Below are 25,584 nucleotides of genomic sequence, written 5' to 3'. Positions count from 1 at the left end.
GGCACAACTTCGAACAACTCTCGAAAACCACGCACCTGCATCTCCCGGTCTTTCCAGAAGACGCTTCAGAATCCTTTTTCCTGCCCGGCGCTACTCCCTCCAGCTCAAATGCGATTCCCCTGCCCTGGAAGGGAGGAGTTTCGGGTCGGTCATGCCCCCGGCATGACCTGAACAGTGCGGGGCACTGTTCACCCGCAACTGGGGGTGGGTCGGTCCACGAGGAAACGTAGCGGCTGCCGCGCCCCACCCACCCCCAGCCCCTCCCTTCCCGGGAGGGGAGCAGGTTGCGGAAGACCAAGCCCCCCTCCATAAACTCATACAAAAGCTTGTCCGCGCGTAGCCTGTCACGGTATAGGTCATGCTTGATGCGAGTTCATCGCATTAGCACGTCTCTGCGAGCGATGGTTCGCGGCGACGCGCAATTTGCTGCGCCGCACACCCTTCCCCATTGCGCGCACCATTGCTAAGGCCACCCGCGACTCTTGCATTCGCCCTAGCCGGGGCGCGCTCGTGCGGCCTACCGGGCCGTCTTCCCGCCGCGCTCCCGTCATGGGGCTTCACATGGGAAGGACCCGCATGACCGCCATTGGCCAGGATACGCTCGGCACCCGCGCCACGCTCGACGTGAACGGAATCGCCTACGATTATTACTCCCTGGCCACGGCGGCGGAAAAACTCGGCGACATCAGCCGCCTGCCCTTCTCGATGAAGGTGCTGCTCGAAAACCTGCTGCGCTTCGAGGATGGCGTGACCGTCACCGGCGACGACATCCAGGCAATCATCGACTGGCAGATCGACAAGCGTTCGGACCGCGAGATCCAGTATCGCCCGGCGCGCGTGCTGATGCAGGATTTCACCGGCGTTCCCTGCGTGGTCGATCTCGCCGCGATGCGCGATGCGATCACCAAGCTCGGCGGCGACGCGGCCAAGATCAATCCGCTCGTCCCCGTCCATCTCGTTATCGATCACTCGGTAATGGTCGACGAGTTCGGCACGCCCAAGGCGTTCGAGGATAACGTCGAGCTGGAATACCAGCGCAACAACGAGCGTTACGAGTTCCTGAAATGGGGTTCGAAGGCGCTCGACAATTTCAAGGTCGTGCCGCCCGGCACCGGCATCTGCCATCAGGTCAATCTCGAGAACATCGCGCAGGCGGTGTGGTCGTCGGTCGCGCCCGACGGCAAGAAGATCGCCTACCCGGACACCTGCGTCGGCACCGACAGCCACACGACGATGGTCAACGGCCTCGGCGTGCTGGGCTGGGGCGTCGGCGGGATCGAGGCTGAGGCCGCTATGCTCGGCCAGCCCGTCTCGATGCTGATCCCCGAAGTGGTCGGCTTCAAGCTGACCGGCACGCTGGCCGAGGGCATCACCGCCACTGATCTCGTGCTCACCGTCACGCAGATGCTGCGCGCCAAGGGCGTGGTCGGCCGTTTCGTCGAGTTCTACGGCCCCGGCCTCGACGCGCTCAGCCTCGCCGACCGTGCGACGATCGCCAACATGGCGCCCGAATATGGCGCGACCTGCGGCTTCTTCCCGATCGACGACGCGACGCTTGAGTACATGCGCCTGACCGGCCGCGAAGAGGACCAGATCGCGCTGACCGAAGCCTATGCCAAGGCGCAGGGCTTCTGGCGCGTGGCGGATGCGCCCGATCCCGTCTTCACCGACACGCTCTCGCTCGACATGGCCAACGTCGTGCCGTCGCTCGCCGGCCCCAAGCGCCCGCAGGACAAGGTGATCCTCACCGAAGTCGACGACACGTTTAACGCCGATCTCGTCAAGGTCTATGGCCACGGCAGCGCCAAGCGCGTCCCGGTCGATGGCCGCGACCATGACATCGGCGACGGCGACGTGGTGATCGCCGCGATCACGAGCTGCACCAACACCTCGAACCCCTCGGTGCTGGTCGCCGCCGGTCTGGTTGCGCGCAAGGCCAACGCGCTCGGCCTCAAGCCGAAGCCGTGGGTCAAGACCTCGCTCGCACCGGGTTCGCAGGTCGTTACCGATTATCTCAACAAGTCGGGCCTCAGCGCCGATCTCGACGCGGTCGGCTTCAACCTGGTCGGCTATGGCTGCACCACTTGCATCGGCAATTCGGGTCCGCTCGCCGAGCCGATCTCGAAGGCGATCAACGGCAACGACATCGTCGCCGCCTCGGTGCTGTCGGGCAACCGCAACTTCGAGGGCCGCGTTAGCCCGGACGTGCGCGCCAACTTCCTCGCCTCGCCGCCGCTGGTCGTCGCCTATGCGCTGAAGGGCACCGTGGTCGAGGATTTCACCACCACCCCGATCGGCCAGGCGACCGATGGCACCGACGTGTACCTCAAGGACATCTGGCCTTCGAACGCCGAAGTCCGCGAGCTGATGGACGCCAATATCGACCGCGCGATGTTCCAGTCGCGCTATGCGAGCGTGTTCTCGGGCGATGCGCGCTGGCAGGCGATCGACGTGACCGGATCGGACACCTACGCATGGCGCGCCGGATCGACCTATGTCGCCAACCCGCCGTACTTCGACGGCATGACGATGACCCCGGTGCCGACCGAGGACATCATCGAGGCGCGTCCGCTCGCGATCTTCGCCGATTCGATCACCACCGACCACATCTCGCCGGCCGGTTCGATCAAGGCCGATTCGCCCGCCGGCAAGTTCCTGCTCGACCATCAGGTGAGCAAGGCGGACTTCAACAGCTACGGCGCGCGCCGCGGCAACCATGAAGTGATGATGCGCGGCACCTTCGCCAACATCCGCATCAAGAACGAGATGACGCCCGGCATCGAAGGCGGCGTGACCAACTACGTCCCGACCGGCGAGACGATGCCGATCTACGACGCGGCGATGCGCTACAAGGCCGAGGGCACCCCGCTCGTCGTGATCGCGGGCAAGGAATATGGCACCGGATCGTCACGCGACTGGGCGGCGAAGGGCACCAACCTGCTCGGCGTGCGCGCGGTCATCACCGAAAGCTTCGAGCGTATCCACCGTTCGAACCTGGTCGGCATGGGCGTGCTGCCGCTCCAGTTCGCGGACGGCGTGACGCGCCAGACGCTCAAGCTCGACGGCAGCGAGACCTTCACGATCATGAAGGTCGCCGAGATCCGCCCGCGTCAGGACGTCGACGTGACGCTCACCCGCGCCGACGGCACGGTCGAGACGTTCAAGACGCGCTGCCGCATCGATACCGTCAACGAGCTGGAATATTTCCTCAACGGCGGCATCCTCCAGTACGTGCTGCGCAAGCTGGCGGCGTAATCCAACCAACTCCGGCCCGGGCGCTGCCGCCCGGGCCGGAGTCCATTTCCGAAATGTCTGTTCAGAAGCGCGCTTATTTCGCCGCGTTCTGAACCTCGCCCTGCCCCATCGCCGAAACGAGCAAATTGCCGTTGCCGCTGAAATTGGCAGCCGGCAGCGTGGCGAGCTTGTTACCGACCTTCATGGTGATCGTCTGGATGCGACCGCGCGCGTCGGTCGCCACCGCGTTGACGCGACCGATCACGCTGCCGGCAGCATCGCGCACCTTCATGCCACGCGTGACGGTGAAGCCGCTCGATCCGGCGGCATCGCCGGTGCCCGCCAGCCCAAGGCCGTCGGCGCTGCTATCCGCGCTGCCCGCAGCGCTGCCCGTCGCCGATCCGTTCGTCGTACCCGAGCCGGCAAGGTTCGCGGCGCGGTCGCGCAGCGTGCCGACGGCGGTGCCGGCGCGATTGCCAACGGTGCCAGCCGTATTTCGCGCCGTGCCGACCGCGCCGCGCGCCGCGCTGCCGACCGCATCGGTGCCGATCAATTGCGCGCTGCCGCTACCGGACGCCGAACCGCTGGCGTTGCCCGAAACCGCGCTGCTGGTGGGGCCGGTCGCATTGGCGAGGGTGCCGCCGAGCGACCCATCGACCGAACGGCTGGCCGACACGCTACCCTTGCGGCGATCGACCCTGGTGGAGCCGGTGGTCGAAACTGTGTTGTCGAGCGTACCCTGCGTGGTCGAACGCAGGCTGCGGGAGACGGTCGATGTGCCGTTCAGCGTGCCACCGAGCATGCCGGTGCCGCTGCCGGCGATGCCGCCCAGCCCGCCACCCAATCCTCCGCCGAGCGCACCGCCCAGCCCGCCACCCAGCCCGCCGCCCCCGCCGAGCAACTGCGCCGATGCGGGAACCGCGCTGAATGCGAGAGCGATCGCGGTCGTGCCGATAAGGAACGTCTTCATGATGCTATCCTTCCTGTGTCTTGCGGGCGCCGTGCCGGTGCCCTCACAGGAAGAACGGGTGCCGCTCCGCGTTTAATCCGCCGCAGCGAAAAAACTTATTTCGCGGGCGTTCGGCAGCTTTCGCACACGATGCCGCGCCCATAGCGGCTGGCCGGGGTTGCCTTGCGCGCTTCGCCGTCCACCGCCTTGAGGGCTGCCGCCTTGCCACCGCCAACGAAGCGCGCGAGCCGCGCGGCGACGAGCGGCGCCGCGAACGAGGTGCCGCGCACCGCTGCGCCACGGCCTTGCGCGTTCGCGGCGAGCATGTCCGCGCCCGGCGCCGCATAATCGAGATGCAGCGCGCGCCCCGCCTCGATCAACGCGCGCCCGCGCCCGTCGACGCCGGTGACCGCGATCACGCCGGGATAGGAGGCCGGATAGGATGGCGGTGCGGCTGGCCCGTCGTTCCCCACCGCCGCGACCACGATCATGCCCCGCGCCTGCACCGCTTGCACCACCCGCGCGAGCAAGGGGTTGGCAGGCCCGACCAGACTGACGACCGTCACCGGCACGCGCTCGCTGGCGAGCCATGCCAGCGCCTTGGCGATGGCGAGCGCGTTGCCGCCGGCAGCGTCCTTGCCGTAGACGTCCGCCGCGTACAGCCGCGCGCCGATCGCCGCGCCGCGCACGCCACCCCCGCCGATCAGCAGCGACGCGATCGCGGTGCCGTGGTTGTCCGGCGACGGCGCGCCCGCCGCGAAGCCGCGTTGCGTAACCGGGCCGGCGACCGTCGCCACGCCGCCGTCGATCATCCCGATCGCACCCGATACGCTCGCCTGCGTGGCGGTCATACCGGACGTCACGGCGCCCGCCACCGCGCCGCTCTCGAAATGCACTTGATCGGCCGAGACATCGTGCCCCTTGGCGAGCCGGCGCATCGTGCGAAGCCCGTCGACCAGCGATTTGCCGCGTGGCACGTCGAACCGCGCATAGCCGATGTCGAGACCCTCCAACGCGCCGCGCTCGGCCAGCACGAAGCCAGCGCTGGTCGCAGCCGCGACCAGCGCGTCGTCGGGGTCGCCGACCAGAACGGTGCCGGCGCGCGCGGGATCGCCGTGATCGTCGCGCGCCAGTTCGGTGCGATGATCGCGCAACACCGCGGTGATCCTGTCCAGCCGGGCCTGCGCCAGCGCGACGACCGCCGATGGCAGTTCGGGCGCCGCCCGCACCGCATCGGTCACGCCGCGCAGCGTGTCGTTGACGATATCGGTCACGCGCGGCAACGCCACTTGCGCCGCTACGGGCGTTGCGAGCAGCAGCAAGGCAGGGATCAGCGCGCGCCGCATCATAGTGCGCGCGACCCTAGGCGGATCGGGAAAATCTGTCATGTCCGGGATGAAACGGATCGCGGCGTCCGTTTCATCCCTGTCGGCAGGCGAAAGGACGATGGCGTGCGTTTCGAGGACGAACTGATCGGTCTGCTGCCGCGCCTGCGGCGGTTCGCCCGCTCGCTCGCGTTCGCGCCCGCCGATGCCGACGATTTGTGTCAGGCGACCATCGAGCGCGCGTTGAAATCGCGCGACCAATGGCAGCCCGGAACGCGACTGGATAGCTGGATGTACCGTATCATGCGCAACGCCTGGATCGACACCGCCCGCGCGAGCAAACGTCGCGGCGAGACCTTCGTCGCGGCCGAGGCCGGCGAAAGCATCGGCGACGCGGGAGACCGCGCGATCGAGGCGCGGGTCGAACTCGGCAATGTCGGCCGTGCGATGGCGATGCTGCCGCCAGACCAGCGCGAGGCGGTCGCGCTCGTGCTGGTCGAAGGTCTCGCGTACAAGGAGGCGGCGATGGTGCTGGAGATACCGATGGGTACGCTCACGTCGCGGCTGGTGCGCGGGCGCGAAGCCTTGATGCGAACGCTGGGAGAGGCGGCATGAGCGGCGAAATCGACCCCGAGATGCTGATGGCCTATGCCGATGGCGAACTCGACCCGCTATCGGCCAAGCGGGTCGAGCGTGCCATCGCCGGCGACCCGCAAGCCGCCGCGACGGTGGCGCGGCATCGCGCGTTGCGTGCCACGCTGGCGCGGGCGTTCGATCCAGTCGCGGCGGAACCCGTGCCCAAGCCGCTGCTGGCGGCGGTGGAAACCCCGAAGGTGGTAGACCTCGCCTCGGTGCGAGCCGCGCGGCGGCGCACGCGCGGGTGGAGCGGCTGGCCGGTCGGCGGTGCGATCGCGGCGAGTCTGGCGTTGGGGCTGTTCCTCGGTGGGCAGCTTGACGGCGGCGCGCCGGTGACGAGCCGGGGCGGCGCCCTCATCGCATCGGGCAGCCTCGACCACGCGCTCAACACGCAACTCGCCGCGACTCAGGACAGCGCCGCGACGACGCGCGTGCGCGTCACCTTTCGCGACCGATCGGGCACGATCTGCCGGACGTTCGCGACGCCCGCGCTTGGCGGCATCGCGTGTCGCGACGGGGATGCCTGGGTGTTGCGCGAGACGCGGGGCCGAACCCAGACGGCGGCGACCGAATATCGTCAGGCGGGGTCCGATGACGCAGCGATCATGGCCGATGCGGAAGCCGCCATGTCGGGCGAACCGCTCGACGCCGCCGCAGAGGCGCGCGCGCGGGCAATCGGCTGGCGGTCGCGGTAAGCGGCGCGCGGTCTCAGCGCCGGTCGATCCGGGCCGCGAAGCAGCCGCGCTTGGCGTTGTGCGCGTGGAGATACGCGACCGCCGGGTCGGCGAGCATCCGTGCGATCAGGGGCGCGAGATCCATGCCGTCGATCACGTCGGCATCGGTCATCATGCCTGCTGCGTCGAACGCGCGTACCGAGAGCAGCCGGCGGGCAAGGACATCGGGCACGACATCCTCGAAAACGGCCGGCGCGTCGGCACCCTCGCGCACGAAGATGGCGTGGCGGGATCGGTACGGCGTCGCCACCGGCAGATGCTCGAAGTTGAGCAGCAGCACATCCGCGCCGGGCGCGACATCCTCGAGTGTCACGCGGCAGGGAAAGCCAGGGGTGGCATCGACCCGCATCCGCACCACGCCCCGCTCGGCCAAGGCGGCATCGCTTTGGCCGTAGAAGCCGAGGAATGGCGCGGGATCGAGGCCCCGGATCACGAAGCCGCTCATGCCACGCCCTCGCGCTTGCGCAGCGCCGCCGCGATCAGCGCGTCGGCGACACGATCGCGGGTGGCATCGCGGCCTGCGCGGCCGCCAGCAGCCGCTTGGCGCGGGTGTACATCTCCACGCGTTGCACCGCGAACAGACCGAGCGCGAACACCACAAGGATATCGGTCACCATGCCGAGATTGAGGTGCATCGCCTGCCCCTCGATCCGCGCGCCAGAGCGAACCGCGATCAGCACCAGCAGAAATGCCATGCCGGCGAGCGACGCTTTCTGGTTGAGCTGATGCGTCACGGGATCGACGCTGATCCGCATCGTCTTGCCGCGCTGCCAGCCCAATGCTCCGCCCGCCACCAGCGCGAGCGCGCAATACAGCCAGCCGAACGACGTCGGCGGGAATTCGGCCAGCAGATAGACGGTGATCGCGAGATACACCGCCGGGAAGATCCACAATCGTTCGACCAGCAACGGGCGCGACTGCGCGAGGCGCCGCATTCGGAACCCGACCACCAGCACGAGCGCAACGGCGGCGACGAGATATTGCAGCAACTGGCTGGGCGGAATGGCATGTACCGGCATCGTCAAACCTCGCGAGCGTGGACCGCACGGAGCCATACCCGATGCCGACGAGGTGTACTAGTCGAATACCGCAGTTAAGATCGCTCATTCCACGCCCTCGCGTTTGCGCAGCGCGACCTTGCGGTCGATCCCCCAGGCGTACCCCGCCATCGATCCGTCGGCACGCTGCGCGCGGTGGCAAGGAATGACGATCGAGACCGGGTTGGCGCCGCACGCCGTCCCGGCCGCCCGCACCGCCTGCGGGTGGCCGGTCGCGGCCGCGAGCTCTCGGTAGCTGCGCGTTTCGCCGAGCGGGATGTCGCGCAAAGCCTGCCACACTGCCTCTTGGAAAGCGGTGCCGCGCACGTCGAGCGGCAGGTCCATGTCGCGATCGGGCGATTCGACCGCCGCGACCACGCGCGCGGCGAGATCGGCGAGCGCCGCGCCGCCGGGGACGATCTCCGCCTTGGGGAAGCGCGCGCGCAAGGTCGCCTCGCCCTCGTCGAACGAGACCCGGCACAGCCCCTTGTCGGTGGCGGCGACCAGCATCGGCCCGAGGCTGGTGTCGGCGATGGTCCAGCGGATCACCACCCCCGCACCGCCCTTCGCCCAGGCGCTCGGGCTCATGCCGAGCCGTGGTGCGCCCTGTTCGTAGAAGCGGCTCGGCGCGGAATAGCCAGCCTCGTAGATCGCTTCTGTCACGCTGTCCTCCTCGGTGAGCGCCTGTGCGGCACGGGTGGCGCGCAAGCCGCGCGCATACGCGGCGGGCGTGACGCCGGTCGCGCGCTTGAACAGGCGGTGGAAATGGTGCGGCGCGTAGCCGACCGCCGCCGCCAGCGCGTCGAGGCCGGTCGCAGCGTCGGCCTCGATCAGCGCGATCGCCTGCGCGACGGCGACACGGTCGCGCGCGGCATCGTCGGGCTTGCAGCGCAGGCAGGCGCGATAGCCGGCCGCCTGCGCTTCGGCGCCATCGTGATAGAATGACACGTTCTCGCGCTTGGGGCGCCGCGCCGGGCAGCTCGGCTTGCAATAGATGCGGGTGGTGTGGACCGCGACGACGAAGCGCCCGTCGCGGCGGCGGTCGCGCGCGTCGAAGGCGGTCCAGGCGGCGTCGGTGTCGATCGGGAGAGTCTCGGGCATGGCGCCGGTATAGGCGCGTCGCCCCGCGCATCACATCCCGCCGCTTGCGGTCAAAGCCGGGTTGCGGGTAGCGGGGGGCTTATGCCCGCCCTGCCCCCCATGCCGGTTGCGACCGCCGCCGATGCCGCCTGGCCCGATACTCGCGTCGCCCGGCTGGCGGCGCTGGCGATGGTGCAGGACCTCGAACTCGCGCTGCTGACGCACGACAGCGCGACTCTGGTGCTGGACGACTGGTGCGTTCGCCACGGCCTTGCGCCGGCCGGCACCCAAATCGTCGCGGATCGGCAGCCGGGGGCGGAGCGCCCCGCCCCGCCCGAGGTGCGCGCCGCGCTTCACGTCGGCGCGGACGAGCCGGTGCGATACCGTCTCGTGCATCTGCGCTGCGGCGCGCGCGTGCTGTCGGTGGCGGAGAACTGGTATGTGCCGGCACGGCTGACGCCTGAGATGAACCGCGCGCTCGATTCGACCGACGTGTCATTCGGGCGAATCGTCCGGCCGCTCGGCTTTCATCGCGTGGCACTCGGCTCGCGCATCCTGTGGGCGCCGCTCGGCGAGGATTGGGATATTCACGAACCTGATAGCGCTATCAAAGATCGCTCGACCAAAAGCCTCGCGATCCCGGCGCGGCTAATCGAGAACCGCGCGGTGCTGGTGCTGCCCGATGGTACGCCGTTCTCGCAAGTCATCGAGAACTACACGGCTGCGGTGCTGGGTACGCAACCACCCGCGATACGCCGCTGAATTCATCGCGGACGCGCACAGATTGCCTCGCTGACCGAACCGTGACTATCCACAGGTCTTGACCGCTTCGCCCGGCTTGCGCATTGCGGAACCCGATGCTAACCGCCCGCCAACCCATCGGCAGGCGCGTCTGCGCCAGCCTTGTTATTGCATGGGGCCATCTTCTGTTCGCCCTTACCTGAGGAACCTGATCGCGTGGAGACATCCGGCGGTATTCAAGCCAGTTTAAGCGGTCGCTACGCGACGGCTTTGTTCGAACTGGCACGCGAGACCAAGGCGATCGACACCGTCGAGGCGAGCCTCGCCACGGTGCGCGCCGCGCTCGACCAGTCGGACGATTTCAAGCGCCTGACGCAAAGCCCGCTGGTGTCGCGCAAGGACGCCGCCAACGCGACCGCCGCCGTCGCCGATGAACTCGGCCTCGACGCGACCACCAGGAAGTTCCTCGGCGTGCTCGCCGACAACCGCCGGCTGTCGCAGCTTCCCGCCGTGATCCGCGCCTTCCGCGAACTCGCCGCCAACTTCCGCGGCGAGACGACCGCCGAAGTCGCCTCGGCACACCCGCTGAGCGACGATCAGGTCGATGCGCTCAAGCAGCAGCTCCGCACGCGGGTTGGCCGCGATGTTTCCGTCGATCTCACGGTCGATCCCTCGCTCCTCGGTGGGCTGGTCGTCAGGATCGGCAGCCAAATGATCGATTCGTCGATCAAGACCCGTCTCAATACGCTCGCGCACGCAATGAAAGGCTGACAGCCGAGGCTGTCAGTGGGAAAGGCTGAAAAATGGATATCCGCGCCGCAGAAATCTCGAAGGTCATCAAGGACCAGATCGCCAGCTTCGGCACCGAGGCGGAAGTCTCCGAAACCGGCCAGGTGCTGTCGGTCGGTGACGGCATCGCGCGCATTCACGGGCTCGACAACGTCCAGGCGGGCGAGATGGTCGAATTCTCGAACGGCGTGCAGGGCATGGCGCTCAACCTCGAGGCCGACAACGTCGGCGTCGTGATCTTCGGGTCGGACTCGGAGATCAAGGAAGGTGACGTCGTCAAGCGCACCGGCACGATCGTCGACGTTCCGATCGGCAAGGGCCTGCTCGGGCGCGTCGTCGATGGCCTCGGCAACCCGATCGACGGCAAAGGCCCGATCGTGACCGACCAGCGCAGCCGCGTCGAAGTCAAGGCACCGGGCATCATCCCGCGCACCTCGGTCCACGAGCCGGTGCAGACCGGCCTCAAGGCGATCGACGCGCTCGTTCCCGTCGGCCGTGGCCAGCGCGAGCTCATCATCGGCGATCGTCAGACCGGCAAGTCGGCCGTCGCGATCGACACGTTCATCAACCAGAAGACCGCCAACGCCGGCGATGACGAGAGCAAGAAGCTCTACTGCATCTACGTCGCGGTCGGCCAGAAGCGCTCGACCGTCGCGCAACTCGTCCGCACGCTGACCGAGAATGGCGCGATGGACTATTCGATCGTGGTCGCCGCGACCGCATCGGACCCTGCCCCGCTCCAGTTCCTCGCGCCCTACACCGGCACCGCGATGGGCGAGTATTTCCGCGACAACGGCATGCACGCGCTGATCGTGTTCGACGATCTCTCCAAGCAGGCGGTCGCTTATCGCCAGATGTCGCTGCTGCTGCGCCGCCCGCCGGGCCGCGAAGCCTATCCGGGCGACGTGTTCTATCTCCACAGCCGCCTGCTTGAGCGCGCAGCGAAGATGAACAAGGCCAATGGCTCGGGCTCGCTGACCGCGCTGCCGATCATCGAGACTCAGGCCGGCGACGTGTCGGCCTACATCCCGACCAACGTGATCTCGATCACCGACGGCCAGATCTTCCTCGAAACCGACCTGTTCTTCGCGGGCATCCGCCCGGCGATCAACGTCGGCCTGTCGGTGAGCCGCGTCGGCTCGGCCGCGCAGACCAAGGCGATGAAGAAGGTGTCGGGCTCGATCAAGCTCGAGCTGGCGCAGTATCGCGAGATGGCGGCGTTCGCGCAGTTCGGCTCGGACCTCGATGCCTCGACCCAGAAGCTGCTCAACCGCGGCGCGCGCCTGACCGAGCTGCTCAAGCAGCCGCAGTTCAGCCCGCTGCCGTTCGAGGAGCAGACCGCGTCGATCTTCGCTGGTACGCAAGGCTATCTCGACACGGTGTCGGTCGGCGACGTGGTGCGGTACGAAGCGGCGATGCTTGCCGATCTGCGCGCGAACCATGCCGACGTGCTCGGCCTGATCCGCGACACCAAGGATCTCGGCGACGAGGCCAAGGGCAAGCTCAAGGCTGCACTCGACGCGTTCGCGAAGACGTTTGCGTAAGAAAACATAGCCCTCTCCCCTCCGGGGAGAGGGTTGGGAGAGGGGCAGTCACAAACGTTATGCGTGCGGACAGCCCCTCTCCCCGACCCTCTCCCCAGAGGGGAGAGGGAGAAGAAGGACTAAGATGGCGAGCTTAAAGGCCCTCAAGATCCGCATCGGCTCGGTGAAGTCGACGCAGAAGATCACCAAGGCGATGAAGATGGTCGCCGCCGCCAAGCTGCGCCGTGCGCAGGAAGCGGCGGTCGCCGCACGCCCTTACGCCAGCCGACTGGAGCGCGTGATGGCGAGCCTCGCGTCGAAGGTCACGGTCGGCGAAAGCGGCCCCAAGCTGCTCGCCGGCACCGGCAGCGACCAGGTCCACCTGCTGATCGTCGCGACCTCCGAGCGTGGCCTCGCGGGTGCGTTCAACTCGAACATCGTCCGCGCCGCGCGCCGCAAGGCAGAGGAACTGGAAAAGGCCGGCAAGACCGTCAAGATCTACGTCGCCGGCAAGAAGGGCCGTGTCATCAAGCGCTTCTATCCGACGCAGGTCGTGGTCGATCATGAGATGAGCCACATCAAGACGGTCGCCTTCGCCGACGCCAAGGCGATCACCGACGACGTGATCGCGCGCTACGAAGCGGGCGAGTTCGACGTCGCGCACCTGTTCTACGCGCGCTTCCAGTCGGCGCTGGTACAGGAGCCGATCGGCCGTCAGATCATCCCGGTCGCTTTGCCCGCCAACGACGATGCGGTGGCGAGCGATGGCGGTGCAGCGGTCGAATACGAGCCCGATGAGGAATCGATCCTCGCCGACCTGCTGCCGCGCAACATCGCGATCCAGATCTTCGGCGCACTGCTGGAGAACGCCGCGTCTGAGCAGGGCAGCCGCATGACCGCGATGGAAAACGCCACGCGCAACGCCGGCGACATGATCAAGCGTCTCAGCATCCAGTACAACCGAGCCCGCCAGGCCGCGATCACGACCGAACTGGTGGAAATCATTTCCGGCGCGGAAGCGCTGTAAAAATCGCAAGAAGGTAGGACGAGCAATGGCAACCGCCCCCGATACGATCGCTCCCGTGGCGACCACCAACAACGTAGGCCGCATCAGCCAGGTGATCGGCGCGGTCGTCGACGTTGCGTTCGAGCAGGGCAACCTGCCCGCGATTCTGAACGCGCTCGAGACCAGCAACAACGGCGCCAAGCTGGTGCTCGAAGTCGCGCAGCATCTCGGCGAGAACACCGTCCGCACGATCGCAATGGACGCGACCGAGGGCCTGATGCGCGGCCAGACCGTGACCGACACCGGCAACCAGATTCAGGTGCCGGTCGGCCCCGCCACGCTCGGCCGCATCCTCAACGTGATCGGTGAGCCGATCGACGAGCGCGGCCCGGTCAACACCGATCTGCGCGCACCGATCCATGCCAAGGCGCCGCTGTTTGTCGATCAGTCGACCGAGAATGCGATCCTCGTCACCGGCATCAAGGTGATCGATCTGCTCGCGCCTTACGCCAAGGGCGGCAAGATCGGCCTGTTCGGCGGCGCCGGCGTCGGCAAGACCGTGCTGATCCAGGAACTCATCAACAACATCGCCAAGGGCCACGGCGGCACCTCGGTGTTCGCCGGCGTCGGCGAGCGCACCCGCGAGGGCAACGATCTCTATCACGAGTTCCTCGACGCCAACGTCATCGCCAAGGATGCCGACGGCAACGCGATCTCGGAAGGCTCGAAGGTCGCGCTGGTATACGGCCAGATGAACGAGCCGCCCGGCGCGCGCGCCCGCGTCGCGCTGTCGGGTCTGACCATCGCCGAATATTTCCGCGACGTCGAAGGCCAGGACGTTTTGTTCTTCGTCGACAACATCTTCCGCTTCACCCAAGCGGGCGCGGAAGTGTCGGCTTTGCTCGGCCGTATCCCGTCGGCGGTGGGCTATCAGCCGACGCTGTCGACCGACATGGGCGCACTGCAGGAGCGCATCACTTCGACCAACAAGGGTTCGATCACCTCGGTGCAGGCCGTGTACGTGCCGGCCGACGATTTGACCGATCCGGCGCCGGCGACGTCGTTCGCCCACTTGGACGCGACGACCGTGCTCAACCGCGCGATCTCGGAACTCGGTATCTACCCGGCGGTCGATCCGCTCGATTCGACCAGCCGCGTTCTCGAACCGCGCGTCGTCGGCCAGGAGCATTATGATACCGCGCGTGCGGTTCAGTCGACGCTCCAGAAGTACAAGTCGCTGCAGGACATCATCGCGATCCTCGGCATGGACGAGCTTTCCGAAGAGGATAAGCTGACCGTGTCGCGTGCGCGCAAAATCCAGCGCTTCCTGTCGCAGCCGTTCCACGTCGCCGAGGTCTTCACCGGCATTCCGGGCAAGTTCGTCCAGATCGAGGACACGGTGAAGTCGTTCAAGGCAGTCGTCGAAGGTGAGTATGATCACCTGCCGGAAGCCGCTTTCTACATGGTCGGCGGCATCGAGGAAGCGATCGCCAAGGCCGAGAAGATGGCGCAGGAGGCGTAAAGCCACCTCTACTCCCTCCCGCTCGCGGGAGAGGCTGGGGGAGGGCCTGTGGGCAAGGTTCTTCCGACTGACACGCCCTCCCCCGACCCCTCCCGCGAGCGGGAGGGGAGTAGGAAACCAAAATGCTGCACTTCGAACTCGTCACGCCTGAAAAGCTCGTCCGCTCGGAAGAGGTCTATATGGTCGTCGTGCCCGGCACCGAGGGCGATTTCGGCGTGCTCGAGGGCCATGCGCCGGTGATGTCGACGATCCGCGACGGCGCTCTCCAGATCTACCGCACCGAAAAGGGCGACCCCGAGCTGCTCACGATCGAGGGCGGTTTCGCCGAGGTCAATGCGAGCGGGCTGACCGTATTGGCCGAGCGCGCCGCCTGATCTCCTCGCTGCGGTACTTTACCGGGCGTTAACCACGCTCTGCGACACGGCCGGTCATGGATATTGTCCCCGGCCCGCCCACACTATCCTTTGCCCGCGACTATACCGCGCGGTTTCCGCGCGCCGCGTGGGTGGCGCTTGGCGCCCTCGCCTGCGCGGCCGTGTTGCTCCGCTTCGGCCTTTTCGGCGACCCGATCGCCGGAGTGGATGAGCAATTCTACCTGCTCGTCGGCGATCGGATGTGGCACGGCGAACTGCCGTATCTCGACATTTGGGACCGCAAGCCGGTCGGCCTGTTCGTGCTGTTCGCGGCAATCCGCCTGCTACCTGGCAATGGCGTACTGGCGGCGCAGTTGGTCGCCACCGCTTTCGCCGCCGCGACCGCGCTGCTGATAGCCGTGTTCACGCGGAAGCGGGTTGGCTGGATACCGGCGACAATGGCCGGCATCTTCTATCTCGCCGCGCTGAACACTTTATGGGGTGACACCACCCAGACGCCGGTCTTCTACGATCTGTTCGTCATGGCGGCGGCGTGTCTGACCGTGCGCGCCGCTGGAACGATGGATGATCGCGCATTCGAGCTGGACCGATCGTAACCCGGCGATGGAGCGCTTGCTCGCGGCGACGCTTGCGCGCGACTATCATCCGATCGCGCAACTGCCGCACCGCGTCTACACGGGCGGCCACGATCGCCTCGTGATCTGGCGTCGCGACCCCGAAGCGCACGCCCGGTCGCACATGGGCTTAGGAAATTATCAAACCCTCGCCTCTATCCCCCGTGCTCATGGATGAGGGATCACGCGGAATGAGTGCTTTTGGGCGGCGACCGGGAACAACCGGAACGGGCACGCGCCCCGCCTTCGGCGTTGCGCGACCGATGCAGGGCGCGCCACGTCCGGCATCCGACGCCGACACCTATGCCGAGCAATTCCCGCCATTGGTCGACCTGCCGATGCCCGGTGAGATCGACGGGATGGCGATGGGCGTCATGCCCGGCGCCTCGCACGATGCGATGCAGCGGCTTGCCGAGCGGCAGGCCGCGTCGGGCGAGGCCGGCAACAGCCGGGTTGAGGGGTTCGAGGCGTCGATCCACAAGATCAAGGAGCAGGTGCTGCCGCGTCTGCTCGAACGCGTCGATCCCGAAGCTGCCGCGACGCTCGACAAGGACGAGCTTGCCGAGGAATTCCGCCCGATCATCGGCGAGGTGCTCGCCGAGCTGAAGCTGACGCTCAACCGCCGCGAGCAGTTCGCACTGGAGAAGGTGCTGGTCGACGAGTTGCTCGGGCTCGGGCCGCTCGAGGAATTGCTGTCCGATCCGAACGTCACCGACATCATGGTCAACGGCCCCAACCAGACCTTCGTCGAACGCAAGGGCAAGCTCGAACTCGCGCAAATCCAGTTCCGCGACGAGGAACATCTGTTCCAGATCGCGCAGCGAATCTGCAACTCGGTCGGCCGCCGCGTTGACCAGACCACGCCGCTCGCCGACGCGCGCTTGAAAGATGGCTCCCGCGTCAACGTGATCGTGCCGCCGCTCTCGCTGCGCGGCACCGCGATCTCGATTCGTAAGTTCTCCGACAAGCCGATCACGCTCGACATGATGGCGGGGTTCGGTTCGATGAGCGTCAAGATGGCGACCGCGCTCAAGATCGCGGGGGCGTGCCGGTTCAACGTCGTCATCTCGGGCGGCACCGGCTCCGGCAAGACGACGATGCTCAACGCGCTGTCGAAGATGATCGACCCCGGCGAGCGCGTGCTGACGATCGAGGACGCCGCCGAACTGCGCTTGCAGCAGCCGCACTGGCTGCCGCTCGAAACACGGCCGGCCAACCTCGAAGGTCAGGGCGAGATCAGCATCCGCGATCTCGTCAAGAACTCGCTGCGTATGCGGCCGGACCGCATCATTCTCGGCGAAATCCGCGGCGCTGAATGTTTCGATCTGCTCGCCGCGATGAACACCGGGCACGATGGCTCGATGTGTACGCTCCACTCCAACTCCCCGCGCGAATGCCTCGGGCGTATGGAGAACATGGTGATGATGGGCGACATCAAGATGCCCAAGGAAGCGATCAGCCGCCAGATCGCCGATTCGGTCGACATGATCGTGCAGGTGAAGCGCCTGCGCGACGGTTCGCGCCGGGTCACCAACATCACCGAGGTGATCGGCATGGAAGGCCCGGTGATCGTCACGCAGGAGCTGTTCAAGTTCGAATATCTGGAGGAGAGCGCCGACGGCAAGATCGTCGGCGAATATCGCTCGATGGGGCTGCGGCCGTATACGCTGGAAAAAGCGCGGCAGTTCGGGTTCGATCAGGCGTATCTGGAGGCGTGTCTGTAAGGGCGAAGTAGGGACAAGCCCTATACCGTCGCCCCGGCGCAGGCCGGGGCCGCTGCGCGTCGGGGCGCCTGCTTCTCCAAATGACACAACTGCCCCGGCCTTCGCCGGGGCGACGCGTTTTTATTCGCCGAGTTTGTCGATCTTCTCGACGAGCTTGCCCAGTTCCGCCTTCAGCGCGGCGATTTCCTCGTCCTTGCTGAGCGGGGTGGCATCCTCCGCCGGTTTGGCGGGCGCGGCGCCGACTGCGCCGGGCTTGAACGCCTGAGTCGCCGCTTCGAACATCGCCATGTTCTGCTTGGCGAGTTCGGCGAACGGCGAGTTGGCGAACGCGCCCTCGACCGCCGACTTGAACTGGAGCTGGTTGCGGCGGAAGCTGTCCATCGACGCTTCGAGATAGCCCGGCACCATCGCCTGCATCGAATCGCCGTACATCGAGATCAACTGACGCAGGAAGTTGACCGGAAGCATCGTCTCGCCGCGCGACTCCTCCTCCATGATGATCTGCGTGAGGATGTTATGCGTGATGTCCTCGTCGCTCTTGGCGTCGACCACCTTGAAGTCGCGCCCCTCGCGCGTCATCGCAGCGAGATGTTCGAGCGTGATGTACGACGAGGTTTCGGTATTATAGAGCCGGCGGTTGGCGTATTTCTTGATGATCGCCGGGCCATCGCCCGCAGTATGCTTTTTCATGAAGAAAGGCCCTGACCCCCAGTGGTTGTCTCACGTCTAACACCTTTTGATGCCGCATCGCAACACGGTCCACGACCACTGCCGTTATTCCTTGAAATGCTGCAAAGCGAGACTGCGGAATCACCCGAACGTCGCACCGCAGCACTTGCCGGGTTGCGCGCGTTTCAGGAGGCGCCGCGTGGGCGACCGCGCAAACTTGCGCCAATACGGTTCCGCAAAGGCCGGGTGCGGCTGCGCGATTACGGCGTGAAGGGCGAGACGGGGCGGCCGGTGATTGTGGTGCCGTCGCTCATCAACGGGCCAAACATCCTTGATCTCACCCCCGACGTATCGCTGCTGCGCTGGCTGGCCGGCACCGGCGTTCGCCCGCTGCTGGTCGATTGGGGCAATCCGCCGCCGCGCGACCGCGGCATGGACCTGGCCGGGCATGTCGAGCAGCTCCTGCTGCCGCTGATCGCCAAGGTGGCCGAGCGGCTCGGCGAGCCGCCGGTGCTGGCGGGCTATTGCCTTGGCGGAACGATGGCGCTCGGCGCGGCCTGCGCCGCGAAGGTGGCGGGGCTGGCGCTGATCGCGGCGCCGTGGCGATTCGCCGGGTTCGGTCTCGGCCGTGCCGACATCGGATCACTGTGGGCCACCGCCAAGCCGAGTTGCGAAGCCATGGGTCTGGTGCCGGTCGAAGTGTTGCAAAGCGGCTTCTGGCGGCTCGATCCGGCCAAGACGATCGCGAAATACGAGGCGTTCGCGCGAATGCAGCCGGGCAGCCCCGCGTGGAAAGCCTTCATCGCGGTGGAGGATTGGGCGAACGGCGGCGCGCCCCTGCCCTATGGTGCCGGGCGGCAGTTGATGGAGGATTTCATCGCGCGCGACCTGCCCGGCAGCGGCGCGTGGCGAGTCGCCGGCGCCGTCGCCGGCCCGGCGCGGCTGGATTGCCCCGCGATCGACTTCGTCTCGCGTCACGACCGGATCGTGCCCGCCGCCAGCGCAGCCGATCTGCCCGACCGGCGCGATGTCGTCGCCGGGCATGTCGGCATGATCGTCGGCAGCCGCCGCCGCGTCGAGCTGTGGGAGCCGCTTGCGGACTGGCTAAGCGCCCTGCCGCGCCCTAGATAACCGCACACAGACATTCCACCTGTCGGAGACACACCAGACATGACCGATATCGTCATCACCGCCGCAAAGCGCACTCCCGTCGGCAGCTTCCTCGGCGCCTTTGCTGGCGTGCCCGCGCATGAGCTCGGCCGTCAGGCGATCGTCGCCGCGCTCGCGCAGGCGGGCGTGTCGGGCGAGGAGGTGTCGGAGGTGATTCTCGGGCAGGTGCTGACTGCGGCGCAGGGCCAGAACCCCGCGCGGCAGGCGTCGATGGCGGCGGGCGTGCCCAAGGAGGTTCCGGCCTGGGGCGTCAATCAGGTGTGCGGCTCGGGGCTGCGCGCGGTCGCGCTCGCGGCACAGGCGATCGCGACCGGCGATGCCAGCATCGTCGTTGCGGGCGGGCAGGAATCGATGTCGATGTCGGCGCACGCGCAGGCGCTGCGCGCGGGTCAGAAGATGGGAGACCTCGCGCTGATCGACACGATGATCAAGGACGGGCTGACCGACGCGTTCAACCACTATCACATGGGCATCACTGCCGAGAACGTCGCCGAGCAATATCAGGTGACGCGTGGCGAGCAGGACGCGTTCGCGGTGCGCTCGCAGAATCTGGCCGAGGCCGCGCGCGGCAGCGGCCGCTTCAAGGACGAGATCGTGCCGGTCACGATCAAGGGCCGCAAAGGCGACACGATCGTCGATGCCGATGAATATATCCGCGCCGGCGCGACGATCGAATCGGTGTCGGGCCTGCGCCCCGCCTTCAAGAAGGACGGCACCGTCACTGCCGCGAACGCCTCTGGCCTCAACGACGGCGCCGCCGCGCTGGTGCTGATGAGCCGTGAGGAAGCAGAGAAGCGCGGAAGCCCGATCCTCGCGCGCATCGTGAGTTGGGCCTCGGCTGGTGTCGATCCGTCTGTCATGGGCATCGGCCCCGTCCCCGCCACGCGCCGCGCGCTGGAGAAGGCTGGCTGGACGATCGCCGATCTCGACCTGATCGAAGCGAACGAAGCGTTCGCCGCGCAGGCGCTGTCGGTCGGCAAGGAACTCGGCTGGGACGCCGAGAAGGTCAACGTCAACGGCGGCGCAATCGCGATCGGCCATCCGATCGGCGCGAGCGGCGCGCGCGTGCTGACCACCCTTCTCTACGAGATGGCGAAGCGCGACGCGAAGAAGGGTCTGGCGACGTTGTGCATCGGCGGCGGCATGGGCATCGCCATGTGCGTCGAGCGCTGATGTGAGCTTAGGGTAGCGGCGCGAGGCGCGTCCGCTACCCGACCCACACCCGGTCGAACCGCTTGCCCAGCCCGGTGAGCAGTTCGTACTGCGACATGCCCGACAACGCCGCCGCCTCCGGCAGCGCATAGTCGATCGCGACCCAGTCGCCCTCGGCAAGATCGGGCGCGGCATCGACCGCGATGGCGGTGAGGTCCATCGAGACTCGGCCCAGCACCGGCAGGCGCGCATCGCCGTGACGCGCCGCGCCACGCTGCGAGAAGCCGCGCCAATAGCCGTCGGCATAGCCCAGGTTGAGGATCGCCACTTCGGTCGGGCGTTCGGCGGTGAACAAGGCGTTATAGCCGATTACGTCGCCGGGCTGGAGGCGGCGGCGCTGGAGGATTTGTGCCTCGGGCGTCACCACTTGCCGCACTGTACCGGCAAGCTCGGCGCGCGGCACGCCGCCGTAGAGCGCGAGGCCGGGCCGGACCAGATCGAACGCATAGTCCCGGCCTATGCCGATCGCGGCGGAATTGGCGAGGCTCATCCGCTTGGCGGAATGGTGGCCCTTGAGCGCGGTGAACGCGGCGAGCTGGCGCGCGTTGAGCGGCGAATCCTCGTCGGCGCTGGCGAGGTGGCTCATCAGCGTGCCGATCTCCAGCCCGTCGAGCGTGCTATCCGACACCGCAGCGGCCGAGACGCCGAGCCGGCTCATGCCGGTATCGACCATCACGTCGCACCGCCCGCCGCCGGCGGCGCGCCAGCGCGCGACCTGTAGCTCGGTATTCAGCACCGGCCACGCGAAGCCCTCGCGCGCGGCGGCCATGTCTTCCTCGCGAACGCCGTGCAGGACCGCGACCGGCAGGCCGAGCGGGGCGAGTGCCTCGGCTTCGGCCCAGGTGGCGACGAAAAAGTCGTGGCAGCCGGCGTGCGCGAGGCGACGGGCGACCTCGACCGCGCCGAGGCCATAGCCATCGGCCTTGATCGCCGCACCGCAGGCGGCGGGTCCGCTCAGCGCGGCGAGTGCGCGCCAGTTGGTGACGAGCGCGGCGCTATCTAGCCGCAAACGATGGGGTGCGTTCATGCTTCCCGATTAGCGCCGTGACGCCAGCGGTGCCAGTGTTGCGCGGTCACGTCCGGCGCGAAGATGATCAGGGGCGGCGACCGCCGCCGCCGCCACGATGGCCACCGCCACCGTGCCAATTGCCACCACTGGGTCGGCCACCGCCGTTGCCATGCCACGCTCCGCCGCCCGGTTGACCGCCGCCGTTACCCTGCCAGTTGCCGCCGCCGGGGCGGCCTGCGCCTTGCGGGGTGCCGCCGGGGCGGCCACCGTTGCCATGCCAATCGCCGCCGCGCGGGCGTCCGCCCTGCCAGGTGTTACCGCCACGCTGGCCGCCGAAATCGCGCCACATCGGGCGAATGTCGCGGTGTGCGTTGTTCCAATGCTGCGAGCGACCGCGCCAGTAATTTTGTTGAGCGCCGTTCCAGCGGTAGCGGCGGTTGTCGCGGCCATAGACGTAATAGCCAGTGCCCGGATAATAATAGTCGCCGTACCAGCCCCAATAGGGATCGCCGCTAAAGCCGCCGTAATAGGGGTCCCACCCGGCGCTGGCATAGCCGATACCGCCACCGCCATAGCCGTACCCGTCATCGACGCAGGCCGAGAGGCCAAAGGCTGCAGTGAGGCCGAGACCGGCGATCAAGAGTTTTCTGGGGATCATGCTGCGTACTCCGACAGGATGCGGAGCCGCAATCTGGCGCGTCGCATCGTGTAGAACAAACGATGAAGCGCGGCTGCGGTTCCGTTTTCGACCCATCGCAGACACATGCCGATCGGTCCCGCCGGCGCGCCGGCGGGGCCGTGGCCGATCAATGTCCCTCGAACGCCATCAGCGAATCGACCGCCAGCCCGTCGGCGCGGAGCGCATCGGCGCCGCCGAGATCGGGCAGGTCGAGCAGGAACTGCGCCTGCTCCACCACCGCGCCGGCCTTGCGCAGCAGCCGCACTGCCGCGCGGGCGGTGCCGCCGGTGGCGATCAGATCGTCGACGAGCAGCACGCGCTGGCCGGGCACGAGCGCATCCTCGTGCATCGCGATCCGATCGGTGCCGTATTCGAGCGCGTAATCCTCGGCGATCGTCACGCCGGGCAGCTTGCCGTCCTTGCGGATCAACAGCACGCCCGCGCCGAGCGGAGCCGCCATTGCAGCCGCGAAGATGAAGCCGCGCGCCTCGATCCCGGCAACGAGATCGACCGGGCCGACCGTGGCCGCCGCCATGCGGGCGATCGCGTCGGCGAAACCCTTGGCATCGAGCAGCAGCGTCGTGATGTCGCGGAACTGGATGCCGGGCTTGGGGAAATCGGGAATGGTGCGGATCAGCGCCTTCAAATCGTCGTTGCGCTGATCCTGGCGGGCCTCGGTCTCGACTGCGATCATTCTCAATGTTTCATGTTGCGCCAGACATTCTGATACGCGCCGTATGCGAGGAAACAGAACACCAGCAGGAACCCGAGCACGGCAAAGCCGGCGCCGTGGCGGGTATCGAGATTGGGTTCGGCTGTCCACGTCAGAAACGCCGCGACGTCCTTCGCCATCTGGTCGACGGTCGGCTTGGTGCCGTCGAGATACTGGACCTGCCCGTCCTGCGTCAGCGGCGGCGGCATCGCGATGTTGAGGTTGGCGAAATACTGGTTGTAGTGAAGCCCGTTCGGCGTCTTCGCGTCGGGGAACTTGGTCAGCAGATCGGCGGGCTGGGTCACATAGCCGTGCCCGACCAGCGAATAGACGTAATCCGGCCCTTCGTGGCGCGCCTTGGTCATCAGCGACAGATCGGGCGGAACCGCATTGTTGTTGGCGGCGCGCGCCGCCACGTCGTTGGCGAACACCAGCGGGAAGTGATCCGACGGCAGGTTCTTGCGCGTCGCGACTTCACCCGTGTCGGGATTGATGCTCGGCTGTTCGATCTGCCAGCCAGTGGCGAGCGCCTTGACCTGACCGTCGTCATAGCCGAGCTGCTTCAGGTCGCGGAACGAGACGAGCCGGATCGAATGGCACGCCGCGCACACTTCCTTGTACACTTGGAAGCCACGCTGGAGCTGGCGCACGTCGTATTTGCCGAACAGCCCCTCGGAGGGGAGCTCGGCGCTGAGCAACGGGTGGTGCGCGTGCACATAATGCTCGGCGGTCGGCGCGGGCGGATCGGTGACGACCCCCACCACCGACCAGAGCAGCGACCAGGCGAGCACGGCGACGATGCCAGCGCCGATGAAACCGGAAATCCAGCGGATCATGGTCGTGTCCCCTTATTCGGCCGCGAGCACGGAACCGCTGACGGCGGACTCCGCCGGGCTGGTGCCGCCATGCTTCGCCAGCACCGCCTCGGTGATCGAATTGGGCAGCGGGCGCGGACGCTCCATCCGCGAGACGATCGGCAGAATGACGAGGAAGTGCGCGAAATAATATGCTGCCGCGATCTGGCTGATGATCACATAAGCCGGCTCGGCGGGCGATCCGCCACAATAGCCGAGTACCAGCACGTCGGCGACCAGCACCCAGAAGAAGATGCGGTACAGCGGCCGGTAATTGGTCGAGCGGACCGGCGAACTGTCCAGCCACGGCAGGAAGAACAGCAGCACGATCGACCCGAACATCGCCAGCACGCCCCACAATTTCGCGGGCAGGATGAAGTCCGAGGTGAACGCGCGCAGGATCGCGTAGAAAGGCCAGAAATACCATTCGGGCACGATATGCGCGGGCGTCGCCAGCGGGTTGGCGGGAATGTAATTGTCCGGGTGGCCGAGATAGTTCGGCGCGAAGAAGATCAGGAACGCGAACAGCACCAGGAAGACGCCCAGCCCGAACCCGTCCTTGGCGGTGTAGTACGGATGGAACGGCACGGTATCCTGCTCGCCCTTCACGTCGACGCCGGTCGGGTTGTTAGAGCCCGGAATGTGCAGCGCCCAGATGTGCAGCACGATGACCGCAGCGATCACGAACGGCAGCAGATAGTGCAGCGAGAAGAAGCGGTTGAGCGCGGCATCGTCAGGCGCATAGCCGCCGAGCAGCCACACGCGGATCGTGTCGCCGACGATCGGTATCGCCGAGAAGAAGCCGGTGATGACCTGCGCGCCCCAGAAGCTCATCTGCCCCCACGGCAGCACATAGCCCATGAACGCGGTCGCCATCATCAGCAGGAAGATGACGACGCCGAGCAGCCACACCATCTCGCGCGGCGCCTTGTACGATCCGTAATAAAGGCCCCGGAAAATGTGGATGTAGACGACGATGAAGAACATCGACGCGCCGTTGGCGTGGGCATAGCGCAGGAACCAGCCGGCGTTGACGTCACGCATGATGTGCTCGACCGAATCGAACGCGACCCCGCCGTTCGCGGCATAATGCATCGCCAGCACGATGCCGGTGACGATCTGCGCGGCGAGCGCGGCGCCGGCGAGCACGCCGAAGTTCCAGAAATAGTTGAGGTTGCGCGGCACCGGATAGCCGGCGCCGACCGCGCTGTAGACGAGGCGCGGCAACGGCAGCCGTTCGTCGACCCACTTGGTCAGCGCGAATTTCGGTTCGTAATGTTTCGCCCAGGGAAAGCTCATCTCTGTGACATCCTCAACCGACGGTTACCGTCGTGTCCGACGAAAAAGTGTACGGCGGCACGGCCAGGTTCTTTGGCGCGGGGCCTTTGCGGATGCGCGCGGCGGTATCGTATTGCGACCCGTGGCACGGGCAGAAATAGCCGCCGAACTGGCCGCGATTCTCGCCTTCGTGGATGCCGAGCGGGATGCAGCCGAGATGGGTGCAGACGCCGAGCGTGATGAGCCAGTTTTCCTTGCCGGGCTTGGTCCGCTGCGCCAGCGTCTGCGGGTCGCGCAGCTCGCCGAGCGGCACGGCATCGGCCTCGGTGATTTCCTTCGGCGTCAGGTGGCGCACGAACAGAGGCTGTTTGCGGAACGACGTGACGATGCCCTGCCCGGCTTCGATCTTGGAAAGGTCGACCTCGGTGGTGGACAGCGCCAGCACGTCGGCGGACGGACTCATCTGATTGATGAGCGGCAGCACGACGATCGCGCCGCCAACGCCCGCCCAGGCGACCGCCGCGATATTGATGAAATCGCGCCGGCGCGGATCATCGACCGCCTCGTGGAAGGGTGCCGGATCCTCTCCAGGTGGCACGGCATTATCGACTGTTGCCATTTCTCTGCCCTTGTCTTCGCCGTGTCGACGATGGGATTTTCCTGAGGCGACGATGACGATATCGCCGCCCTGACCTTCTCCGTCCCCACGGGAA

The 25,584-nt window shown here is 67.0% G+C and carries 26 protein-coding genes; 14 read left to right on the top strand and 12 right to left on the bottom strand.

Annotation, left to right across the window (positions count from 1 at the left end; genetic code table 11):
• Positions 1 to 576: 576 nt before the first annotated feature.
• Entirely contained in the window at positions 577 to 3,255 is a 2,679-nt protein-coding gene (acnA, locus tag EWE75_RS10625; protein WP_130157201.1) for an aconitate hydratase AcnA, read from the top strand.
• A 73-nt stretch (positions 3,256 to 3,328) separates the two neighbouring features.
• Here the strand turns inward: acnA and EWE75_RS10620 are convergent, their stop codons facing one another.
• Together EWE75_RS10620 and EWE75_RS10615 are read right to left on the bottom strand one after the other, a co-directional pair.
• Positions 3,329 to 4,204 (bottom strand): hypothetical protein, encoded by an 876-nt coding sequence (locus EWE75_RS10620; protein WP_206364739.1) that lies wholly within the window; start codon positions 4,202 to 4,204, stop codon positions 3,329 to 3,331.
• Between the two features lie 95 nt (positions 4,205 to 4,299).
• On the bottom strand, positions 4,300 to 5,532 hold the full coding sequence (locus EWE75_RS10615) for a S8 family serine peptidase (RefSeq protein ID WP_130157199.1): 1,233 nt from the start codon (positions 5,530 to 5,532) through the stop codon (positions 4,300 to 4,302).
• Positions 5,533 to 5,634: 102 nt separating this feature from the next.
• Here EWE75_RS10615 and EWE75_RS10610 point away from each other — a divergent pair, with 102 nt between their 5' ends.
• Both EWE75_RS10610 and EWE75_RS10605 read left to right on the top strand, forming a co-directional pair.
• Entirely contained in the window at positions 5,635 to 6,123 is a 489-nt protein-coding gene (locus tag EWE75_RS10610) for a sigma-70 family RNA polymerase sigma factor (protein WP_130157197.1), read from the top strand.
• A complete protein-coding gene (locus tag EWE75_RS10605; RefSeq protein WP_130157195.1) occupies positions 6,120 to 6,839 on the top strand; it encodes an anti-sigma factor family protein in 720 nt (239 codons plus the stop codon). The genes EWE75_RS10610 and EWE75_RS10605 overlap by 4 nt, the downstream gene beginning before the upstream one ends.
• 13 nt (positions 6,840 to 6,852) lie before the next feature.
• Here the strand turns inward: EWE75_RS10605 and EWE75_RS10600 are convergent, their stop codons facing one another.
• The 3 genes from EWE75_RS10600 to ada all read right to left on the bottom strand — a co-directional run bounded on the left by EWE75_RS10600 (position 6,853) and on the right by ada (position 9,016).
• Complete coding sequence (locus EWE75_RS10600; protein ID WP_130157193.1) at positions 6,853 to 7,323, bottom strand: DUF1203 domain-containing protein; 471 nt, start codon at positions 7,321 to 7,323, stop codon at positions 6,853 to 6,855.
• A gap of 34 nt (positions 7,324 to 7,357) precedes the next feature.
• Complete coding sequence (locus tag EWE75_RS10595; protein ID WP_130157191.1) at positions 7,358 to 7,897, bottom strand: CcdC protein domain-containing protein; 540 nt, start codon at positions 7,895 to 7,897, stop codon at positions 7,358 to 7,360.
• An 84-nt stretch (positions 7,898 to 7,981) separates the two neighbouring features.
• A complete protein-coding gene (gene ada / locus EWE75_RS10590; RefSeq protein WP_130157189.1) occupies positions 7,982 to 9,016 on the bottom strand; it encodes a bifunctional DNA-binding transcriptional regulator/O6-methylguanine-DNA methyltransferase Ada in 1,035 nt (344 codons plus the stop codon).
• 81 nt (positions 9,017 to 9,097) lie between these two features.
• Between ada and EWE75_RS10585 the strand changes: the two genes are divergently transcribed.
• From EWE75_RS10585 to EWE75_RS10545, 9 genes are all read left to right on the top strand, one after another.
• Positions 9,098 to 9,757 (top strand): hypothetical protein, encoded by a 660-nt coding sequence (locus EWE75_RS10585; RefSeq protein WP_130157187.1) that lies wholly within the window; start codon positions 9,098 to 9,100, stop codon positions 9,755 to 9,757.
• Between the two features lie 195 nt (positions 9,758 to 9,952).
• Positions 9,953 to 10,507: a F0F1 ATP synthase subunit delta gene (locus tag EWE75_RS10580; protein WP_130157185.1), complete on the top strand. Its 555-nt coding sequence runs from the start codon at positions 9,953 to 9,955 to the stop codon at positions 10,505 to 10,507.
• A gap of 32 nt (positions 10,508 to 10,539) precedes the next feature.
• Positions 10,540 to 12,069 (top strand): F0F1 ATP synthase subunit alpha, encoded by a 1,530-nt coding sequence (gene atpA, locus EWE75_RS10575; protein ID WP_069205145.1) that lies wholly within the window; start codon positions 10,540 to 10,542, stop codon positions 12,067 to 12,069.
• Between the two features lie 124 nt (positions 12,070 to 12,193).
• Positions 12,194 to 13,075, top strand: a complete 882-nt coding sequence (locus tag EWE75_RS10570; protein ID WP_130157183.1) for a F0F1 ATP synthase subunit gamma — start codon at positions 12,194 to 12,196, stop codon at positions 13,073 to 13,075.
• Between the two features lie 46 nt (positions 13,076 to 13,121).
• Positions 13,122 to 14,576: a F0F1 ATP synthase subunit beta gene (atpD, locus tag EWE75_RS10565; protein WP_206364741.1), complete on the top strand. Its 1,455-nt coding sequence runs from the start codon at positions 13,122 to 13,124 to the stop codon at positions 14,574 to 14,576.
• A gap of 122 nt (positions 14,577 to 14,698) precedes the next feature.
• Positions 14,699 to 14,950, top strand: coding sequence for an ATP synthase F1 subunit epsilon (locus EWE75_RS10560; protein WP_130157179.1), 252 nt, complete (start codon positions 14,699 to 14,701; stop codon positions 14,948 to 14,950).
• 56 nt (positions 14,951 to 15,006) lie between these two features.
• Complete coding sequence (locus tag EWE75_RS10555) at positions 15,007 to 15,546, top strand: hypothetical protein (RefSeq protein ID WP_130157177.1); 540 nt, start codon at positions 15,007 to 15,009, stop codon at positions 15,544 to 15,546.
• On the top strand, positions 15,515 to 15,742 hold the full coding sequence (locus EWE75_RS10550; RefSeq protein ID WP_130157175.1) for a hypothetical protein: 228 nt from the start codon (positions 15,515 to 15,517) through the stop codon (positions 15,740 to 15,742). Before EWE75_RS10555 ends, EWE75_RS10550 begins: the two co-directional genes overlap by 32 nt.
• A 13-nt stretch (positions 15,743 to 15,755) precedes the next feature.
• Positions 15,756 to 17,288 (top strand): TadA family conjugal transfer-associated ATPase, encoded by a 1,533-nt coding sequence (locus tag EWE75_RS10545; protein ID WP_130157173.1) that lies wholly within the window; start codon positions 15,756 to 15,758, stop codon positions 17,286 to 17,288.
• Positions 17,289 to 17,408: 120 nt separating this feature from the next.
• On the opposite strand, the gene phaR is transcribed toward EWE75_RS10545, so the two are convergent.
• Entirely contained in the window at positions 17,409 to 17,978 is a 570-nt protein-coding gene (gene phaR / locus EWE75_RS10540) for a polyhydroxyalkanoate synthesis repressor PhaR (protein WP_130157171.1), read from the bottom strand.
• A 96-nt stretch (positions 17,979 to 18,074) separates the two neighbouring features.
• Between phaR and EWE75_RS10535 the strand changes: the two genes are divergently transcribed.
• Positions 18,075 to 19,088: an alpha/beta fold hydrolase gene (locus tag EWE75_RS10535; RefSeq protein ID WP_206364738.1), complete on the top strand. Its 1,014-nt coding sequence runs from the start codon at positions 18,075 to 18,077 to the stop codon at positions 19,086 to 19,088.
• A gap of 39 nt (positions 19,089 to 19,127) precedes the next feature.
• Positions 19,128 to 20,300 carry an acetyl-CoA C-acetyltransferase gene (locus EWE75_RS10530; RefSeq protein ID WP_130157167.1) on the top strand — a complete coding sequence of 391 codons (1,173 nt, stop codon included), beginning with the start codon at positions 19,128 to 19,130 and terminating at the stop codon, positions 20,298 to 20,300.
• A 34-nt stretch (positions 20,301 to 20,334) separates the two neighbouring features.
• Here EWE75_RS10530 and alr read toward each other — a convergent pair whose 3' ends face one another.
• From alr to petA, 6 genes are all read right to left on the bottom strand, one after another.
• Positions 20,335 to 21,366, bottom strand: coding sequence for an alanine racemase (gene alr, locus EWE75_RS10525; RefSeq protein WP_130157165.1), 1,032 nt, complete (start codon positions 21,364 to 21,366; stop codon positions 20,335 to 20,337).
• A 67-nt stretch (positions 21,367 to 21,433) separates the two neighbouring features.
• Complete coding sequence (locus EWE75_RS10515) at positions 21,434 to 22,006, bottom strand: hypothetical protein (RefSeq protein WP_206364737.1); 573 nt, start codon at positions 22,004 to 22,006, stop codon at positions 21,434 to 21,436.
• A 148-nt stretch (positions 22,007 to 22,154) separates the two neighbouring features.
• Positions 22,155 to 22,721 (bottom strand): adenine phosphoribosyltransferase, encoded by a 567-nt coding sequence (locus EWE75_RS10510; protein ID WP_130157163.1) that lies wholly within the window; start codon positions 22,719 to 22,721, stop codon positions 22,155 to 22,157.
• A 2-nt stretch (positions 22,722 to 22,723) separates the two neighbouring features.
• The gene (locus EWE75_RS10505) at positions 22,724 to 23,575 is read right to left on the bottom strand and encodes a cytochrome c1 (protein WP_130157161.1); all 852 of its coding nucleotides are present in this window, start codon (positions 23,573 to 23,575) and stop codon (positions 22,724 to 22,726) included.
• A gap of 12 nt (positions 23,576 to 23,587) precedes the next feature.
• Entirely contained in the window at positions 23,588 to 24,892 is a 1,305-nt protein-coding gene (locus EWE75_RS10500; RefSeq protein ID WP_130157159.1) for a cytochrome b, read from the bottom strand.
• Positions 24,893 to 24,905: 13 nt separating this feature from the next.
• Complete coding sequence (gene petA, locus EWE75_RS10495) at positions 24,906 to 25,490, bottom strand: ubiquinol-cytochrome c reductase iron-sulfur subunit (RefSeq protein ID WP_130157157.1); 585 nt, start codon at positions 25,488 to 25,490, stop codon at positions 24,906 to 24,908.
• Positions 25,491 to 25,584: the final 94 nt, after the last annotated feature.

This window comes from Sphingomonas populi (genome assembly GCF_004208535.1).
Taxonomy (GTDB): domain Bacteria; phylum Pseudomonadota; class Alphaproteobacteria; order Sphingomonadales; family Sphingomonadaceae; genus Sphingomonas; species Sphingomonas populi.
The sequence above is the reverse complement of the archived record's forward strand: the minus strand, read 5'-3'. Positions and strand labels throughout refer to the sequence as shown.